The 18,084-nt window shown below is 56.0% G+C and carries 16 protein-coding genes and 1 pseudogene; 11 read left to right on the top strand and 6 right to left on the bottom strand.

The window, feature by feature from the left end; translation table 11 throughout:
- Positions 1–26: 26 nt before the first annotated feature.
- The 3 genes from AC52W5_RS11425 to AC52W5_RS11415 all read left to right on the top strand — a co-directional run bounded on the left by AC52W5_RS11425 (position 27) and on the right by AC52W5_RS11415 (position 1,537).
- Complete coding sequence (locus AC52W5_RS11425; protein WP_495671084.1) at positions 27–668, top strand: acyl-homoserine-lactone synthase; 642 nt, start codon at positions 27–29, stop codon at positions 666–668.
- Positions 665–1,114, top strand: a complete 450-nt coding sequence (locus tag AC52W5_RS11420; protein WP_074975456.1) for a hypothetical protein — start codon at positions 665–667, stop codon at positions 1,112–1,114. The genes AC52W5_RS11425 and AC52W5_RS11420 overlap by 4 nt, the downstream gene beginning before the upstream one ends.
- A 222-nt stretch (positions 1,115–1,336) precedes the next feature.
- On the top strand, positions 1,337–1,537 hold the full coding sequence (locus AC52W5_RS11415) for a hypothetical protein (protein WP_495671083.1): 201 nt from the start codon (positions 1,337–1,339) through the stop codon (positions 1,535–1,537).
- Between the two features lie 42 nt (positions 1,538–1,579).
- Here the strand turns inward: AC52W5_RS11415 and AC52W5_RS11410 are convergent, their stop codons facing one another.
- The 4 genes from AC52W5_RS11410 to AC52W5_RS11395 all read right to left on the bottom strand — a co-directional run bounded on the left by AC52W5_RS11410 (position 1,580) and on the right by AC52W5_RS11395 (position 4,591).
- Positions 1,580–2,041: a ferritin-like domain-containing protein gene (locus AC52W5_RS11410; RefSeq protein ID WP_074975454.1), complete on the bottom strand. Its 462-nt coding sequence runs from the start codon at positions 2,039–2,041 to the stop codon at positions 1,580–1,582.
- A gap of 55 nt (positions 2,042–2,096) precedes the next feature.
- Positions 2,097–2,699: a peroxiredoxin gene (locus AC52W5_RS11405; protein ID WP_107762071.1), complete on the bottom strand. Its 603-nt coding sequence runs from the start codon at positions 2,697–2,699 to the stop codon at positions 2,097–2,099.
- 603 nt (positions 2,700–3,302) lie between these two features.
- Complete coding sequence (locus AC52W5_RS11400; RefSeq protein ID WP_495671082.1) at positions 3,303–4,076, bottom strand: Crp/Fnr family transcriptional regulator; 774 nt, start codon at positions 4,074–4,076, stop codon at positions 3,303–3,305.
- Between the two features lie 200 nt (positions 4,077–4,276).
- Complete coding sequence (locus AC52W5_RS11395) at positions 4,277–4,591, bottom strand: EAL domain-containing protein (RefSeq protein WP_495671081.1); 315 nt, start codon at positions 4,589–4,591, stop codon at positions 4,277–4,279.
- A 218-nt stretch (positions 4,592–4,809) separates the two neighbouring features.
- Here AC52W5_RS11395 and AC52W5_RS11390 point away from each other — a divergent pair, with 218 nt between their 5' ends.
- Positions 4,810–5,223 carry a response regulator gene (locus AC52W5_RS11390; protein ID WP_495671080.1) on the top strand — a complete coding sequence of 138 codons (414 nt, stop codon included), beginning with the start codon at positions 4,810–4,812 and terminating at the stop codon, positions 5,221–5,223.
- A gap of 163 nt (positions 5,224–5,386) precedes the next feature.
- Here AC52W5_RS11390 and AC52W5_RS11385 read toward each other — a convergent pair whose 3' ends face one another.
- Complete coding sequence (locus AC52W5_RS11385; RefSeq protein ID WP_495671079.1) at positions 5,387–6,955, bottom strand: NAD(P)H-hydrate dehydratase; 1,569 nt, start codon at positions 6,953–6,955, stop codon at positions 5,387–5,389.
- 91 nt (positions 6,956–7,046) lie between these two features.
- Here AC52W5_RS11385 and purL point away from each other — a divergent pair, with 91 nt between their 5' ends.
- The 6 genes and pseudogenes from purL to AC52W5_RS11355 form a co-directional block, all read left to right on the top strand.
- Complete coding sequence (gene purL / locus AC52W5_RS11380) at positions 7,047–11,108, top strand: phosphoribosylformylglycinamidine synthase (RefSeq protein WP_495671098.1); 4,062 nt, start codon at positions 7,047–7,049, stop codon at positions 11,106–11,108.
- 117 nt (positions 11,109–11,225) lie between these two features.
- Positions 11,226–12,536 (top strand): ChaN family lipoprotein, encoded by a 1,311-nt coding sequence (locus AC52W5_RS11375; protein WP_495671078.1) that lies wholly within the window; start codon positions 11,226–11,228, stop codon positions 12,534–12,536.
- A 134-nt stretch (positions 12,537–12,670) separates the two neighbouring features.
- A complete protein-coding gene (locus tag AC52W5_RS11370) occupies positions 12,671–14,698 on the top strand; it encodes a M1 family metallopeptidase (RefSeq protein WP_256210524.1) in 2,028 nt (675 codons plus the stop codon).
- A gap of 168 nt (positions 14,699–14,866) precedes the next feature.
- Entirely contained in the window at positions 14,867–15,292 is a 426-nt protein-coding gene (gene ndk / locus AC52W5_RS11365) for a nucleoside-diphosphate kinase (protein WP_074975446.1), read from the top strand.
- A gap of 18 nt (positions 15,293–15,310) precedes the next feature.
- Positions 15,311–16,408: a dual-specificity RNA methyltransferase RlmN gene (rlmN, locus tag AC52W5_RS11360; protein WP_074975445.1), complete on the top strand. Its 1,098-nt coding sequence runs from the start codon at positions 15,311–15,313 to the stop codon at positions 16,406–16,408.
- Between the two features lie 109 nt (positions 16,409–16,517).
- A pseudogene (locus AC52W5_RS11355) lies at positions 16,518–16,760 on the top strand (helix-turn-helix domain-containing protein); the annotation flags it as partial.
- A 481-nt stretch (positions 16,761–17,241) separates the two neighbouring features.
- Here the strand turns inward: AC52W5_RS11355 and AC52W5_RS11350 are convergent.
- Positions 17,242–17,694 carry a hypothetical protein gene (locus tag AC52W5_RS11350; RefSeq protein ID WP_495671097.1) on the bottom strand — a complete coding sequence of 151 codons (453 nt, stop codon included), beginning with the start codon at positions 17,692–17,694 and terminating at the stop codon, positions 17,242–17,244.
- Between AC52W5_RS11350 and AC52W5_RS11345 the strand changes: the two genes are divergently transcribed.
- On the top strand, positions 17,625–18,053 hold the full coding sequence (locus AC52W5_RS11345; protein WP_495671096.1) for a DUF4115 domain-containing protein: 429 nt from the start codon (positions 17,625–17,627) through the stop codon (positions 18,051–18,053). The two genes, AC52W5_RS11350 and AC52W5_RS11345, sit on opposite strands and share 70 nt — an antisense overlap.
- Positions 18,054–18,084 lie beyond the last annotated feature (31 nt).

The raw sequence follows: 18,084 nt of genomic DNA, 5'->3' as shown, positions 1-18,084 counted from the left end.
GTTATCAACCAACGACGGGTGAAAAAATGGGACAGATCATGCTTGCACAACATGGCAATGGTTCTCTTGATAAACGGGCCGCAATGGGAATGTATCGGCTGAGGCACGAAGTTTTTCACGACAGGCTCGGCTGGGAAGTAACCACGGATAACGGGATGGAGCATGACGAGTTCGATCTTGCAGATCCCGTCTATGTTCTGGCGAAAGGAAATGAGGGGAATGAGGGAGGCGAGGGGGATGAAGACGAGGTGCTCGGCTGCTGGCGATTGCTTCCCACCCAGGGACCCTACATGTTGAAGGATACTTTCCCGCAGCTCCTGCACGGACAGCCAGCGCCGCAGCAACCGGATGTCTGGGAATTGAGCCGCTTTGCCGTCATGATCCCCAAATATGAGAGTGCCGGTTTCGGTTTTAGCGAAATTCCGGTAAAAATGATGCAGACCCTGTTTCTTTTCGCGCGCCACAACAAGATAAAGCGCTATGTAACCGTTACCACCGTCGCAGTGGAGAGACTGATACGCAAGCTTGGCGTGAACGTTTCGAGGTTGGGTGCACCGATCAAAATCGGTCGGGTTTTGACAGTCGCATGTTATATCGAAATCGATGCAATCACCGAATTCGCCCTTTTTGGGACGCTCCCGGAAAACTCACAGAGGAAGGCCGCATGAATATTCTACTGGTTGGAGAGAGACAGGATACCCGGCAGCTCCTGCAGCTGTTGCTTGAAAAATCCAAGCACAGGCTGGAGCGAAAAACGCTGGACAGCTTCCCGGAGCCGGACCTGGAAGCCTATGACATGGTTCTGGTCGACGGCGCAGTAGACGACTGCACCCAGCAGGTGAACCTGGTGCAATGGGTGCGGGAAGCGAGACGTCGCTATCCTCATTTGCCGGTAGCGGTCATGAATAACGTCGGACCACACGAGGCTTCCGAGAATGAACCGGCTTGCAGCACGATGCATACCTGCGGTGTATTCGAGTCGGGTAATGGCGTCCTGAACATGCGGTGCAGGCTGCGTGAAATCGCACTGGGAGAAACTGCCGCATTGATGCGCGACGATTGCCAGCGCCCCCTGTTGGAGCCGGTTACTTTTGAATATTCCGGAAGGGGATGAAATGCGGGTAGGTCGCCAGTAGAACGGGGAAAGGAGACAAAGCTTTCGAGAAGTTTAATAATTCATAAAACTTTCATCGTACTGCCATCTGTTGCAGGTAGCCTGTACGAGCTGACAAAGGTTTCAAATGATATTGGCTGGATTGCTCAAAAGGAGGCAAATCATGAAATCCCGGCTACCTGCATTTATGAAGTCGATCTCACAACCAGCCAGGAGGAGTGTATGAGCCTGGCTGATGTAATGTTGCAACCATTCCTTTCCCTGACATCCGCCAATGTAGCGGAGCACGATCCGCTTTCTTCATTGACCGAGTTCTACCAATTCGATCAAGACGATCAGAACCTGGATGAGGAAGAAAGCGAAATTGACCTGATGATTCAGCTAAGCGGAATGGTTTACAGCCCTAAGGCAGGCGAAGAGTAAGGCAATCTGCATCGCTTTTAACGTAACCGGCATCTTGCATGCCTAACTCTTGGGCGTTTCGTATACGCCTGTCTTTCCCGTTCTCCGCAACATCTTGTTGACTTCGTCTGCATGCATTTCCTCTTCGACGACAAGGCCGCGCGCATAATCCTCCAGCAGCACTGACTTGCCCTGGGTCAACTCCAGCAACTCATAGTAGGCGATGAGCGACTGGTTCTCATGCTCCAGCGATTCCCGCAGAATATCGCCAATGTCATGCACGTGCGTTTCTAGCAGAGATCCGATCCCAAGCGAAGGATAGCCTCCCAGCAAGGTGACGAGTTCGCCGGCTTTATGGGCATGGAGCAGTCCTTCTTCAGCCTGCTTCTTGAGCCATTCCACCACTGGAATTCGGTTGTAGCCGAAGACCATCAATGAATAATGCGTGTATCGCACCACTCCGGCAAGCTCGAGCTCCATGATTCTGTTCAGCAGTGCAATCGCCTTGTCTTTATCGAAATCCATATGTTTCACCTTTATGGTTACAGGAGTTCAAGGAGGTGAGCACAGGCTTGTTGCATCAGAGCGCTTCGCCATGGCTTTCCAGGTATTCCGCTACACCCTCGGGACTGGCTTTCATCCCCGGCTCACCTGCTTTCCACCCAGCCGGACATACCTCTCCATGGCTTTCGTGGAATTGCAAGGCATCGACCATGCGCAGCATTTCGTCCACATCGCGCCCCAGGGGCAGGTCATTAACGACTTCATGGCGCACGATGCCGTTTTTATCTATCAGGAAAGAGGCGCGGAGGGCAACGTGGTCCGGGTGAGCAATGCCGTAAGCGTGCATGATATCTCCCCCTACATCGGATACCAGCGTGATTCCCACCGGGCCGATGCCGCCTTTATCGACCGGGGTGTTGCGCCAGGCGTAGTGGGTGAACTGGGAATCCACCGAGACTCCGATCACTTCCACATTGCGCTTGTGAAACTCCTCTGCGCGGTGCGAGTGCGCCAGGATTTCGGAAGGGCAGACAAAGGTGAAATCCAGGGGATAAAAGAACAATACGGCATATTTGCCAGCAATTTGCGCATGAAAGTTGAAGGTATCATTGAAGGTGCCATCCGCCAGAACAGCAGGTTTAGTGAAGTCGGGCGCAGGGTGTGTAACGAGCACTGCCATCTGGAATCTCCTTATTGATCATGAACCATGAAAACTCTGCCACATTTTTCGCCGCCTTTCGTTGCGCTCTTCTATATATGCCGCCGCTATTACAGCGCGACGATTGACCGAGCTTTCTACTATTGCTTCTGCCTTTTGAAGAGCAAAGCAGAATAGCAGTAGTAGATATGAAGAACGACGAGGCGCTGCGGCAAGAAAGCAAGACCCGAAATTGAGGACAGAGTGCCAATCCGGCTAATGGGACAGTGTTGCCCATAAATTCCATTTCTATCCAGGCGACCGACCTGATCGCCTCTATCCCCTTATCGATCAGGATCAACATAAACTTTATAGCTCTGTTTCTATTTTCTTTCTGTGCGCCATCCCGCATACATGCCAAATTCTCCATGACTGTAAAGGAAGAAAAAGTCGCACGTTCATCGGTGGTGAAACAAGCCACACTGATATATCAACTTGATCGCTGAGTGCGTTGATCGCTGAGTGCGTTGATCGCTGAGTGCGGTTGAGTGGAGTTGAGGAGTTGAGGAGTTGAACAGGAGTCCACTGCATGGGGCTTCGTGCCGAAACGTACAGAGCGGGACCAGCGAAATACGGAGGATGATACTACGGAAGTGGCAGTATCTTTTTGGGTGACCGATTGCCTTGATGTAATTCCGGCTTCCGCATGTCCTCAAGCGCCTGGTCAAATTCCTTCTTTATTGTTTCATAGCATTCGCACGCCCCTGTTTCCAGCCTGGTCCGATTAAGTATCGTAATATGGCCCCGATGGTAGCGAATGATTTCCTTTCGCTGTAATTTTCCCGCAACTCCCGCAACGCTTTCCCGGCTTACCCCAAGAGCATTGGCAATCAATTCCTGCGTCATGCTCAGTTTGCTGGAGTCAAGGCGATCCAGCGTTAACAGGAACCAGCGGCATAGCTGTTGCTCGATTGTATGATACCGGTTACACACCCCGATCTGGGCGATCTGTGTAATAAGTGCCTGACTATAACGCAATAATATCCATTGCAGCAGTCCTCCCCTGTTGAGCCCCTGTAGCAGAAAGGGGGCCTTCAGGCGATAGGCAAAGCCAGGGATTTGGACCGTTGCCCGACTGCTGGTAGTTTCCCCTCCCATGAGCAACGAGACTCCAAGCATGCCCTCCCTTCCTACGTTTGCGATTTCCGACGAGGCGCCATTTTCCAGAATGTAATGGAGGGAAATAATGGCAGAAGCGGGAAAGTAGGCATAAGGAAGCTGATCTCCTGCTTCGCAGAGAATATCTCCAGGCGACACATGAATCAGCTCCAGATGCGGTATTAGATTATCAAGCTCCGTTGCCGGCAAAGCGGCGAGGAGATGGTTCTGGCTGGGGTGGTGCAGGGGAGAATTGAGCATGGGGCATATTATTTCTTTTTCCCCAGTTTTCTCCATTGGACTGAAGTACACTCCGAAGCCTCGACCCGGTGCACAAGGGCGAGGTCTATTCCTGTTACTCAAGCTCATTGACTGCGCAAGCATCCGAAAAGTTTGGGGAAAAGCCGGGAGGGCGATAGCAGGTGAAAAGCAAGAGGTTAAGGGCGTCAGCACCTAATGTTTCAGAAAATCCTCAATGGGAAGAGGTTTTCCAAACAGATAACCTTGAGAAGTGTAACATCCATTTCGCGCGAGAATGTCTCGCTGGTTTCTGTTTCTACCCCCTCGGCAATGACTTTCATCCCAAGAGTGTTGCTCATCTCGATAATGGTGGGAACAATTACTTCATTGCTTAGATCGTGGGAGATGTCGCGCACGAAACTCCGGTCGATCTTGATCTTCTCCACAGGTAAACGCTTGAGGTAAGCCAGGGAAGAATATCCTATACCGAAGTCATCCAGTGCAAAACGTATACCAGTCCCCCATAATACGTCCATTTTCTGGATGCTATCGTCAGTGTCTTTCAGAATCGCATCTTTTTTACTTTGACTTGCTTTAACCTCCTTTAACCCGTCTATGTGAGAAAACGAACAGAATAAAACTGAGGAATGAGTAATAAATTGTACCCAAGGGGCTCAGTTCCATTTTGCTGAGAGAAGATCTCAAGGATAAAACCAAGAAATAAAATTTAAGGGATAAAACCAGGAAAACTGTCATGAAAGTAACCAACAAGCCAATTCTCCTGGTTGAAGATGACCTGGTGGACATGATGTCCGTTACCCGCGCCCTCAAGCAGATTCACGTTAGCAACAAGGTCGTGCACCGGGAAAACGGCGAGGATGGATTGACCTACCTCGAGGACGAAACCAATGATAAACCCTGCATCATTCTGCTGGATTTGAACATGCCTATCATGAACGGTATCGAATTCCTGGAAGCGGTAAAGAGCGACGACAGGTTTAGGCGTATCCCGGTAGTGGTTCTGACGACATCAGATGAACAGCAGGACAAGGTGAACAGTTTCAATTTCGGGGTGGCTGGATATATGGCGAAGCCAGTCGACTACTGGCAATTCGTCGAAGTCATCAGGTCAATCGACGCGTATTGGACGCTCAGCGAAATGCCATAGCGCACTCGGGCCAGGTATACGCCTGAGACCGCGGCAAGTAGCAATGACAACTGAAGAGTGGGCAGTGCCGAGGCAATCGCGGTATTTCGCAATGCAGGCGGAAAGGCGCCGTGAATGGTGGGCCTTTAGGATTTTTTGGTGATCCTTTGGTGCCCTTAGCTGTTTAGCCTTCTTCCCGGTGAGGTGTCGGGGCAGAAGTAACGGCAACCCATTGGTTCAAAAGGTTGCGGGCTGCATTGGGAATCTCGGATGCGGTCATTCCAATGCAGCCGCCGTGCTGCTTCTGCAATACATCGGCAGCCGCACCATGAAGATATACGGCGGTGAGCAGCGCGTTTTCCGGATCTAACTGCTGTGCCAGAAAGGCGCCAATCATCCCGGATAGGATATCGCCCGTCCCGGCACTGCTTAAGCCCGGATTTCCACTTGTGTTGATGAAGCGCCTGCCATCCGGCATCGCGCACACGCTGCCTGCGCCTTTCAACACGGCCCAGCAGTTATAACGCTGCACCAGCTCCGCAGCGGCTGCCATACGGTTTTGTTGCACGGAAGCCGTGCTGCTTTGCAAGAGGCGCGCGGCCTCAGCCGGATGCGGAGTGAGAATGGAAGGCGCATTGCGCTCGTGCAACCGTTTCCGCAGCAATTCCGCTATTTCGGAATGCGAGGCAGCAAGATTCAAGGCATCCGCATCGAGAACCAGTGGCAGGGTCGATTCCAGCGCACACTTGAGCCAGAAGCAGGCAGCGGTTTCTGTTCCCAGACCGGGGCCGACCACCAGACAGTTCAACTGCTCCAGCTTGAACAGATCCTGGATGGAGTGCAGCATCAGCTCCAGCTGGACGGTATCGACCTCTGGCGCGTCCGGCGCCATTAACCCCAGGTAAACGCGTCCCGCGCCCAGTTTCAGCGCCGCGGTACCAGCCAGAAGCGAGGCTCCGACCATGCCGGTTGATCCTCCGATTACCCCGATACTGCCGAACATGCCCTTGTGACTGTTGGCACGCCGGGGAGGTGGCAGGAGCCCGCGGATGTGAACCTGGTCCATCAGCCATGAATCGGGTTTCTTCAAGGATGAGACGTCGAGACCGAGGTCGTGCAAAAAAACTTCCCCACAATAATCAGGGCCATCATTCGTGAAGAGGCCGGGTTTCAGACCGATGAACGTTACCGTCATGGTTGCGATGACAGCCGCGCCGCACACGGCGCCAGTATCGCTCCCCAGGCCACTGGGAATGTCAATGGACAGTACCGGCAGCTTCATGGCATTGACGGTATTCACCATGGCCAGATATTTGCCATCCAGTTCCCGGCCCCCTTGCTGGTCCAGGCCGATGCCGAACAGGCCGTCGATCACGGCATCCCATGTCGCGTTTTCTGGAATTTCGGGAAGCATCTCAACGCCGGTGGCAACCCAGGCATCCAGCGCTCGTCGTGCATCCTCCGATAACTTTGCCTGCACGCCGGTAAACACCAGCGTCACTTTGAACTGCCACTCCTGCAGGTGGCGCGCCGCGACAAAGGCATCGCCCCCGTTGTTTCCGGGGCCCGCCAGTACCAGCAAGCGGGTTTTATGGGTGGAGAGCAGCCGGTCACGGACAGTTTCAGCGGTGGCCAGGCCCGCTGCTTCCATCAATTGAGGCCGATCAGGCAGGGCAGCCGCCAGATGCTCGATTTCCCTGATCTCAGCCGTGGAGTAAATGGCGGTGGATGGATTGTGCCTGAGCGTGCTCATGCGATCTGCCTATACCGTCTTGCCGGACTGGGGGGAGCCGGCCTTCTCGTGTAAAATCACGTTCTTTCCCATCATCATCTTTATCTTCCGGATGCTCAGACTTCGTGGCGGCAGTGCGCTTTCTTCTTTCCGGCAGAAAAAACTGGCCGCCGCTCTTAAGGTTTCAGTTCCCCAAGTTTCCCATATTTATGCCGAATATTGGTATTTTTGCTCGGTTGCGCGCCCGTTGCAGGAAAACGAAGTCTCTATTCTGGCAAGGTTGCTCAAGGCGGTACCCGAGGATATTCCGCTGGGCAGCGCAAGTATCCAGTCCAGCGCAAGTATCGGTGCGGGCCGGATACATCTGCCGTCATCGCAAGGCGAGTTGTTTCTGGTCCTGCCACGCCCAGGCACCATCTCCCCATGGTCCACAAAGGCAACCGATATCGCACATAACTGTGGATTGGACACTGTGGCACGGCTGGAGCGAGGGGTGGCTTATTACGTCGAAGCCAGCAAAAAGGTTTCCGGCACTGCCAGGCAGTCATTGCTTGTGCTGATACACGACCGTATGACTGAGGCAGTATTCAATTCATTCGAGGACGCGGAGCAGTTGTTCAGGCATTTCGAACCCTTGCCATTCAATGCGGTGGATGTGCTGGAGGGGGGGCGGGACGCATTACTGAAGGCGAACAGCGAAATGGGACTTGCACTGTCGCCGGAGGAAATCGACTATTTTGCGGACTATTTCCTGAGGGTCGGGCGTAATCCGACGGATGTCGAACTGATGATGTTTGCTCAGGCAAACTCGGAGCATTGTCGCCACAAGATTTTCAACGCGGACTGGATCATCGATGGTGTGCTGCGGGAGGCTTCCCTGTTTTCGATGATACGTAATACCCACCGCGAGCATCCCGGCGGAACCGTGGTCGCTTACGCGGATAATTCCGCCATTATCGAAGGCGCTGAAATTGCCCGCTTCTATCCCGGGAACGACAACCTGTACGATTACGCGCAAGAGCAGACCCATATCCTGATGAAAGTGGAGACCCATAATCATCCGACTGCGATCTCACCCTTTCCAGGCGCAGCGACCGGCGTGGGAGGCGAAATTCGGGATGAGGGGGCTACTGGGCGGGGCGCCAAACCGAGAGCGGGCCTTTGCGGTTTCTCCGTTTCCAATCTGAATATCCCGGATTTTATTCAACCCTGGGAGTTGCAAGGACCCGCGCCGGAGGAACAAATCTACGGTAAACCGGGGCGCATCGCATCCGCCCTGCAGATCATGCTGGAAGGACCGATCGGGGGCGCTGCATTCAATAACGAATTCGGGCGTCCCAACCTGGCCGGCTATTTCCGCACCTTTGAAGAACGTGTGGCAGGCGAAATGCGCGGCTACCACAAGCCCATCATGCTCGCGGGCGGGATAGGCCACATCAGCGGCAGGCATGCGTTCAAGCAGGAATTTGCATCGGGCGCCCTGCTCGTTCAGCTGGGTGGGCCGGGAATGTTGATCGGGCTTGGGGGAGGTGCCGCCTCCAGCATGGATACGGGAATAAATGCGGAGGCGCTCGATTTCGATTCCGTCCAGCGCGGCAATCCCGAAATGGAGCGGCGCGCGCAGGAGGTCATCGATTGTTGCTGGCAGATGGAAAGGCGCGGCCAACCCAACCCGATCCTGTCGATCCACGACGTCGGCGCGGGTGGTCTGTCGAACGCCCTGCCTGAGCTGTTGCATGGTTCCGGCCGCGGCGGACGTGTCGATTTGCGCGCGATTCCATCCGAAGAGCCGGGCATGTCACCCATGCAGATCTGGAGCAATGAGGCGCAGGAGCGCTATGTTCTTGCAATCAGACCGGATTCGTTGGAATTGTTCCGCGCCATTTGCGAGCGCGAGCGCTGTCCCTTCGCCGTAGTCGGCACGGCGACCGTGGAAGAACAACTTGTTGTCGCCGATCCGTTGTTCGGCAATCAGCCGGTCGGCATGGATCTTTCGGTGCTGCTGGGCAAGCCGCCGAAGATGATGCGTGATGTTACGCACATCAGGAAAGCGCTGCCGTCATTCGACGCCGCGGGATTGAATCTTCGGGAAGCGGCATACCGCGTGCTGCGGCTGCCCGCGGTGGCGGACAAGACTTTTTTGATCAGTATCGGGGACCGCACTGTCGGCGGCATGACTGCGCGCGACCAGATGGTGGGGCCATGGCAGGTGCCGGTAGCGGATGTGGCAGTTACCCTGATGGGGTACAACACCTATCTGGGTGAAGCTTTCGCAGTGGGCGAGCGCACTCCCCTGGCACTGATCGATTCCGCCGCCTCTGCGCGCATGGCGGTGGGTGAAGCCATTACCAACATTGCCGCCGCGCAGATCGAGCACCTCGGAGAAATCAAGCTTTCCGCCAACTGGATGGCGGCAGCAGGACATCCTGGTGAGGACGCGGCCCTGTATGACGCAGTGCAGGCCGTCGGAATGGAATTCTGCCCCCGACTGGGAATCAGCATCCCTGTAGGGAAGGATTCGATGTCGATGAAGACTGTCTGGACTGTCTCGGAAGGCGAGGCCGGGCTTGGCCAATCGGTGCGAAAAGAGGTGATTGCACCGTTGTCCTTGATTGTCTCGGCGTTTGCGAGAGTAACGGATGCGCGCAAGACGCTGACGCCTCAGTTGCGCACAGACTGTGGCGAGACGGAACTCATCCTGATCGATCTGGGGGAGGGACGCAATCGTCTGGGCGGTTCTGCCCTTGCCCAGGTTTACAAGCAGGTGGGAGATGTCGTCCCCGATATAGCAGGCGTTGAGGGTGCGGAGCGGCTCAAAGGTTTTTTTGCCGCCATACAGCGCCTGAACCGTGAAGGCAGCATTATTGCCTACCACGATCGTTCTGACGGGGGGATGTTTGCCACCCTGTGCGAAATGGCTTTTGCCGGGCATGCCGGCATGACCATCAACTTGGACCAGTTGTGCTTTGATTCGATCGCTACCGATATCGATGGCAGCGAGATGCAGCCTGAAGCGCTGGATGGAAGATTCACGGCAGGCCTCATGTCAGTTCTGTTCAATGAAGAGCTGGGGGCTGTCATTCAGACAAGAACCGATCAGCGCCGGGAAGTGCTGAGTGTTTTGGCGGATGCGGGTCTGGGTGAGGCGAGTTTTGTCATCGGCAGTGTCAATGCCGGGGATGAGATCCGGTTTCTGCGCAATAATAAGCCGGTATTCGCGGAGAAACGCGTTGACTTGCATCGCGCCTGGTCGGAGACCACCTATCAGATGCAAAAGCTCCGCGACAATCCGGAATACGCACAGCAGGAGTATGACCGCATTCTCGATCTGCATGATCCCGGCCTGCATGCGGAGCTCACCTTCGATGTAGATGAGGACATCTGCTCCCCTTTCATTCAGGCAGGGGCGAAACCAAAAATAGCGGTGCTGCGCGAACAGGGCGTGAACGGTCACGTGGAAATGGCAGCCGCTTTCGATCGTGCAGGATTTGCCGTCGTTGATGTGCATATGAGCGATATCATCGAGGGGCGTGTCACCCTCAGGGATTACAAAGGCTTCACCGCGTGCGGAGGGTTTTCTTATGGGGATGTGCTGGGAGCAGGGGAAGGCTGGGCCAATTCGATCCTGTTCAATGCGCGCGCCCGCGATGAGTTTGAGGCTTTTTTTGCGCGTGCTGATACCTTTGCCCTTGGCGTATGCAATGGCTGCCAGATGATGAGCAACCTGCATCAGATTATTCCAGGCGCCGAACATTGGCCCAGATTTGTCAGAAACAGATCGGAGCAATTCGAGGCACGGTTTGTCATGGTCGAAGCGCAGCATAGTCCATCGCTGTTTTTCGATGGCATGGCGGGCAGTCGCATGCCCATCGCTGTTGCACATGGGGAAGGCTATGCAGAATTTACGGGTGAGAATGCTGCCTCAGCAGTTTCATCCCTGGTCGCATTGCGTTATGTGGATCATCGGGGTAAGCCGACCGAGCTCTATCCCTTGAATCCCAACGGCTCTCCACAAGGTATCGCCGGCATGACAACTGTCGATGGAAGATTCAGCGTTCTCATGCCGCATCCAGAGCGCGGGTTTCGGGCAGTGCAGCAGTCATGGCATCCCGGCTGGCGCGAGGATGGACCGTGGATGAGAATGTTCCGCAATGCGCGCAAATGGGTAGATTAACCCGTAGGATTCCCGGTTCTTAATCCGGGATTCCTTTGCCCGGATGGGCAGTGCCTGTAGCGCAGCCACGGCGCACACGTGGAGGCTGCGGGGTCGATATCTGATAAGGAGTATCTGTTGAAAATTTTTAAGGCTGTACCGGTTGCGCCTATTTTCGTGTTTCTCGTTTCCACGTTATTCATGGGAGTTTTTCCGGATACTGCTTTCGCGCAGACTAAACCTGCTGCGGAAAAGTACAAGGAGGATGGAGGAGCCAACAAGGAGACGAGCAAGGAAGCAAACAAGGAAGCGAAAGGCGGTGAATGCGCCCCTGTCTCAGTATGGACCGTTCCCGGTTCTGTTTCCGGTTCAGGGAAAATATCCGTTACCGATGTTATTGGCCGTGCCGCGCGGCAGGAGGTGGTGTTGCTGGGAGAAGCGCACGACAATCCCGAGCACCACCGCTGGCAGTTGCAGACGTTGGCCGCGTTGCATGCGGAGCGGCCGGACATGGTGATCGGTTTCGAGATGTTTCCGCGCAGGGTGCAAAAGGCACTCGACCAGTGGGTTGCAGGCGAGCTCACTGAGGCCCAGTTTCTCGCTGCTTCCGACTGGAATACGGTCTGGAGCACCGATGCAGCCATGTACATGCCCCTGTTCCACTTCGCGCGCATGAATCGCGTGCCTATGGTGGCATTGAACATCGATACGCGTCTGAGGAGATCGGTTGCGACAAAGGGATTCGCGGGAGTGCCGGAGAATGAACGAGAAGGTGTAACGGCGCCCGCTGAACCGAGCAATGCATACCTCGACTATCTGCTCCCGATCTACGGTGAGCACGATCGCGCAGGCAAGAAAAAGGGGGGCGCCAGTGCGGGCCGTGACGATCCTGATTTTCGCCGCTTCGTGGAAGGCCAGCAACTGTGGGACCGGGCGATGGCGCAAGGCATTCATTCCGCATTGGAGCGGTCCCAGCGTCCCCTGGTTGTGGGGATCATGGGTTCGGGGCATATCAAATATGGCTACGGTGTTCCACACCAGTTGAAGCATCTGGGGGTGACGGATGTGGGAATGCTGCTTCCCTGGAACAGTGGTACTTCATGTGATCTGCTTACAGCGAACATAGCAGATGCCATATTCGGGACGGCACTGCCGCCACTGGCGGCGGATGAGCGTCCCCGGCAGCGGCTGGGAATCCGTTTCGAGATGGCCCAGGACGGCGGTGGCGCGCGCGTGCTGCAAGTGGAGAAGGGCAGCATCGCCGAGAAAGCGGATATACGTGAAAGTGATTTGATCATCGAGGCCGCGGGCCTGCCTGTCAAGCAGCTCAACGATATCGTGGAAATCGTCAAACGGCAGGCGCCGGGAACATGGCTCCCGCTGAAACTCAAGCGCGGCAGTGATACGATGGAGGCTGTCGCAAAGTTTTCTCCGATGTCCAAACGATGAACATGATGCAAATAATAATGTCTGCAACGAGGCCGATGATGGGAGGGATGCGAAACAGTCGTATTACAGATTCCGGAAGGAATGTCAGGACTGTTTCGTACGCGTCGCTCCTGATTGTTTGCATAGCAGCAATTTTGTTTTTTCCTGCTGCATTTGCCGCGGAAGCGGCGGAATCGGGTTCCGGTCAGGAGGCTTCTCATGTTGGTTCTCCGGTTGTCGATTCCCCGTTACGCTATGACATCAGCGTTCACATCGATCCGGTGGAGCGCACTCTCAGGGGACGCAGCGTGATCACCGCGAATACCCGAGAGGAGCTGACACTCGTGATAGGCCGCCGTTTCGAAGTGCTGAAGGCGCGGGTGGATGACGAGCAGATCGGGTCGTCTGCGACCGTAGGAGCGATGCGGGCCTGGCGTATTCCGGGGGAAGAGAAGCTCCCCCGTCGTATAGAAATAGAGTGGCGGGGGGAGCTGTCTCCGCTGGATACCTCACTCGATCACCGCCAGACACTGGGGCAGAACGAGCCTGTCAGTGGCGAATCGGGCACGTTCCTGCCTGATTCGAGCGGCTGGTACCCCTATCTTGCAGGTGAACTCGCCAGCTATGATCTGAGCATGGAGCTCCCGGCCGGCCAACGGGGCTTGGTTGCGGGACGCCTCATGGAGGAATCGGAATCGTCGCAGGGATATCGCGCACGTTTTGAATTTCCCGCTCCGACCGGCGGGATCGATCTCATGGCCGGTCCCTACATTGTCGAAACCCGGACGATCCGCAGCGCGGGGGGCAAGCCCATCGTGCTGAGAACCTATTTCCATCGGGAAGTCGCGGATCTTGCAGGAGAGTACCTCGATTCGGTCAAGGGGTATATCGATCTTTATGAATCCTGGATCGGCGCCTATCCATTCACGGAGTTCAGCATCGTCTCAAGCCCGACACCGACGGGTTTTGGCATGCCCACGCTCACCTATCTCGGTCTGGAGGTACTGCGGCTGCCTTTCATTCGCGCAACTTCCTTGGGCCATGAAGTATTGCACAACTGGTGGGGAAACGGCGTGTATCCTGATTATGCAAAAGGCAACTGGTCGGAAGGGTTGACCACCTTTATGGCCGATTATGCATATAAAGAACGGGAGAGCGATGCGGCGGCGCGGGAAATGCGGCAGGGCTGGCTGCGTGATTTTGCCGCGCTATCACCCAGTCAGTATGCGCCGCTGACGAGCTTTACCTCCCGCACGCACGGGGCTTCGCAAATCGTCGGTTACAATAAGGCCGCCATGGTATTTTTGATGCTGCGCGACTTGCTCGGGCGGGAAACCTTCGATCGCGCACTCCAGGCATTCTGGCGCGAGCAGCGCTTTCGCGTTGCGTCGTGGGAAGATCTGCAGCGCGCCTTTGAGGCTGCTTCCGGCCGGAACCTGCACGCATTCTTCGATCAATGGCTCACCCGCCCCGGTGCGCCAGCCGTGCGATTGACGGAAGCGGTGCGAGTGAAGGCAGAGGGGGAAAACCGCCATGTTTCCGTCACGCTCGAGCAAACGGAGCCCGCGTATCGGCTGCGAGTACCGATTGCCGTTCGTACCCAGCAAGGGGAGGAAATTCGCACCGTCGATCTCGAGAACACGCGGCAGGTGTTTTCCATCGAGACTGACGCCCTCCCGCTGGAAGTGATACTCGATCCCGATCTCCGCCTGTTCCGGCATTTGATGCCACAGGAGGCGACCCCGATCCTGCGCCAGGTGATGGTGAACAAGACAACGGTAACCGTTTTACTGCCGGAAAGCGGACCCGTCCGCGATGCCGCGGAGGTCCTGGTGACCAAGCTTCAACATCGCGCACCGAAACTGATTCCAGGTACGGACAATATGCCGGCCGCGCCGGCCCTGGTGATAGGCCTCCAGGATCAGGTGGATGCGTGGCTGGCGCGGCACGAATTGCGCAGGCCGGAGGATATAAAGGGTAAAGGCTCGGCCCAGGCCTGGACTACGCGCTTGCCCGACGGTACCACGCTTGCGGTCGTTTCCGCACGCGACATCGAGTCACTGGCGGCGTTGACCCGACCACTGCCGCACTATGGCCGCCAGAGCTATGTCGTGTTCGAGGGGGCGAAAGCGGTCAGTAAGGGCACATGGCCTACCCGTCCACAAGCGGTGAAACTCGATTGAGAGAGTGGACGATTTCCTCTTTGGCCGGCTTTCTTTTCGTTTTACCTTGGCATCCCCAAATGAACCAGGATGGCATCCTCCACCGCCAGCATATCGGTCCAATTTAGGGACTTTAAAGCCGGTTCTTGTTAGAATAATAAAGATTTACATAATTACTTGGAGTATTTGATGGCTGTCGAGCGAACCCTGTCTATCATCAAGCCGGATGCAGTGGCAAAAAATATAATAGGAGAAATTTACTCCCGTTTTGAACGGAACGGACTGAAAATAGTCGCATCACGGATGCTGCGCCTATCCCAGGCTGATGCTGAGGGTTTTTACGCGGTCCATCGGGAGCGTCCGTTCTTCAATGATCTGGTCAGATTCATGATTTCCGGTCCCGTCGTGGTGCAGGTGCTGGAAGGCGAGGATGCCATCAGAAAAAACCGGGATCTGATGGGGGCGACCGATCCGAGGAAGGCCGAAAAAGGGACGATTCGGGCAGATTTTGCCGAGAGTATCGATGCGAACGCTGTGCATGGCTCGGATGCGCCTGAAACCGCGGCGATTGAGATCGCCTATTTCTTTCCAGAACTCAACATTTATTCGCGATAAGGGGATCACGGCTCAGGTATGAGCATCAATCTTCTGGATTTCGATGCGAAAGGGCTTACCGGCTTCTGTGCGGAAATCGGTGAGAAGCCGTTCCGCGCCCGCCAACTGCTGCGCTGGATACATCGGGCCGGTGAAGCCGATTTCGATGCCATGAGCGACCTCGCGAAAGGATTGCGGGAAAAATTGTCTGCTGCCGCGGTGATAGAACCTCCGAAAGTTATCAGCGATCATACTGCTCCCGATGGCACTCGCAAATGGCTGCTGTCGGTCGGCGCGGGCAACGGAATCGAGACAGTTTATATACCGGAAAAGAGTCGGGGGACACTGTGTATTTCCAGTCAGGTAGGGTGTGCGCTCGCGTGCGCATTTTGTTCCACCGGGAGGCAGGGGTTCAATCGGAATCTGACGGTGGCGGAAATCATCGGCCAATTATGGTGGGCGAATAAAGCGCTGACGGAAACGTTCACGAGCGAAGCGGGACGCGAGCGTCCCATCACCAATATAGTCATGATGGGGATGGGGGAGCCGTTGACAAATTTCGAGAATGTAGTGATGTCGCTCGACCTGATGCTGGACGATAATGCCTATGGCTTATCACGGCGCCGGGTGACCGTGAGCACGTCGGGAATAATTCCAGCCATGGACCGTCTCCGCGAGCGTTGCCCGGTAGCGCTGGCGGTATCCCTGCATGCTCCCAACGATGCGTTGCGCGATCAATTGGTGCCGATCAACCGAAAATACCCGATCAGGGAACTGCTGGCCGCATGCGAGCGCTATCTTCAATCCGCGCCACGAGATTTCATCACTTTTGAATATGTCATGCTGGATGGCGTCAACGACAGCGTGGCACAGGCGCGTGAATTGGTGCAACTGGTAAGGGACATTCCCTGCAAGTTAAACCTGATTCCGTTCAATCCTTTTCCTGATTCAGGTTTCAGGCGTTCTTCCGCAAACGCCGTATCCCGCTTTCGCGATGTGTTGATGGAGGCAGGACTGGTGACTACGGTACGCAAGACGCGGGGGGATGATATTGCCGCGGCCTGCGGCCAGCTCGCGGGAAAAGTCCTCGACAAGACACGGCGGGTTCACCGCAGCATTGCGGAAGCAGCTGGATGAGGCAGGTTCGGACGTATTTTTCCGGTCGGCAACTACAGCTGGAGACGTGAAGGCGTAAAAGCGATTTGCGGATATGAAGCGGCAGGTAACATGAGGATGGGGTGAGGGAATGGAAGCTCCTGAAAGTAGCGACATCGAGCAGCATGAGGAACCAAAACAGGCCGGAGAGCGGGTCGGCCAGGTGCTGCGTGCCGCTCGGCTGGAACGCGGCCTGGATATCGAGGACGTTGCGCGGCAGTTACGCTTTGCGCCGCGGCAGGTGACGGCGCTCGAAGAGGATGAATACGATAAGCTTGCCGGCGGCCCTTTTCTGCGCGGATTCGTGCGCAATTATGCCAAATTGCTGCAACTGGATGAGGTGCCGTTATTGAAGTTGCTTGAACAGTCGGTTCCTCCTCCGACGGCGCATGTGGGGCGGCCTCCAAGCGAGGAGATCCCTTTCCCCTCCGGAGTCGAGTACCTGAAACGCAACGTGCTTATCGGCGGAGGAGTTTTCCTGGCGATCACCCTGCTGGGTTACGCGATCTATAGCGGTGACGAGGCTCCCGTTGCCGAACAGCCCGACATGGCAATGGAATCGGAGAAAGACACCGGGCAGCCAACTCTTTCATTCCCGTTTGCGCCGCAGGCGCCCACCGCAGAAGCGCCGGAATCCCAGGCTCCCGCACCTTCCGCGCTTGCTCCCGATATGGCTTCCCAACCAGAGTCGAGTATTGCCGCCCTCCAGGAGACAGGACCTTCTGCGGATACGGGCAGAGAGCAGGACACCGTGGCGTCCGCTCATAAAGACGAGACTGCCGGGAGCGGTACCGAAGCTTCTGCTGGAGAGCCTCTCACTCTGCCTCTTGCGCCGCCACCGGCGTCGCAAACCACTCCCCCAGCATCGGCAGTTCCCGGGGGGGAACCCGCCAATGTCGCAGTGACTCCGAAGCCGCTTCAGGTCGCAGTGACTCCGAAGCCATCTGAGGTCGCAGTTGCTCCAAAGCCGCCTCAGGCCGCAGCTGCTCCGAAGCCGCCGCATGACGTAGTCGCTCCGAAGCCGCCTCAGGGCGCAGCTGCTTCGAAGCCGCCTCAGGGCGCAGCTGCCCCGAAGCCACCTCAGGCCGCAGTGACTCCGAAGCCATCTGAGGTCGCAGTTGCTCCGAAGCCGCCGCATGACGCAGTCGCTCCGAAGCCACCTCAGGCCGCAGCTGCCCCGAAGCCACCTCAGGCCGCAGTGACTCCGAAGCCATCTGAGGTCGCAGTTGCTCCGAAGCCGCCGCATGACGCAGTCGCTCCGAAGCCACCTCAGACCGCAGCTGCCCCGAAGCCACCTCAGGTCGCAGTGACTCCGAAGCCGCCGCATGACGTAGTCGCTCCGAAGCCACCTCAGGTCGCAGCTGCTCCGAAGCCGAGTCCTGCAGAAGCTGGAATTCGTCTGGCGTTTGCCGGGGAATCGTGGGTGCAAGTCAAGGATGGCAACGGTAAATTGCTTCTCTCAAGAGTCAATCTTCCTGGCAGCGAGCAGGTGCTGCGTGGTAAGCCGCCCTATTCCCTCATGATCGGAAACCCGGGTCAGGTCAAGCTTGTCTACAATAACAGACCGGTCGATCTCTCCACTTTCGCCAAACTTCCCGGTGGAATGGCACATCTCGTGCTCCAATAGATTTCAATTTCAACACGGCATCTCATATTCC

The organism is Nitrosospira sp. CT, from assembly GCF_059489795.1.
Note: the sequence above shows the minus strand (reverse complement) of the source record. Positions and strands in the feature narration are given on the sequence as shown.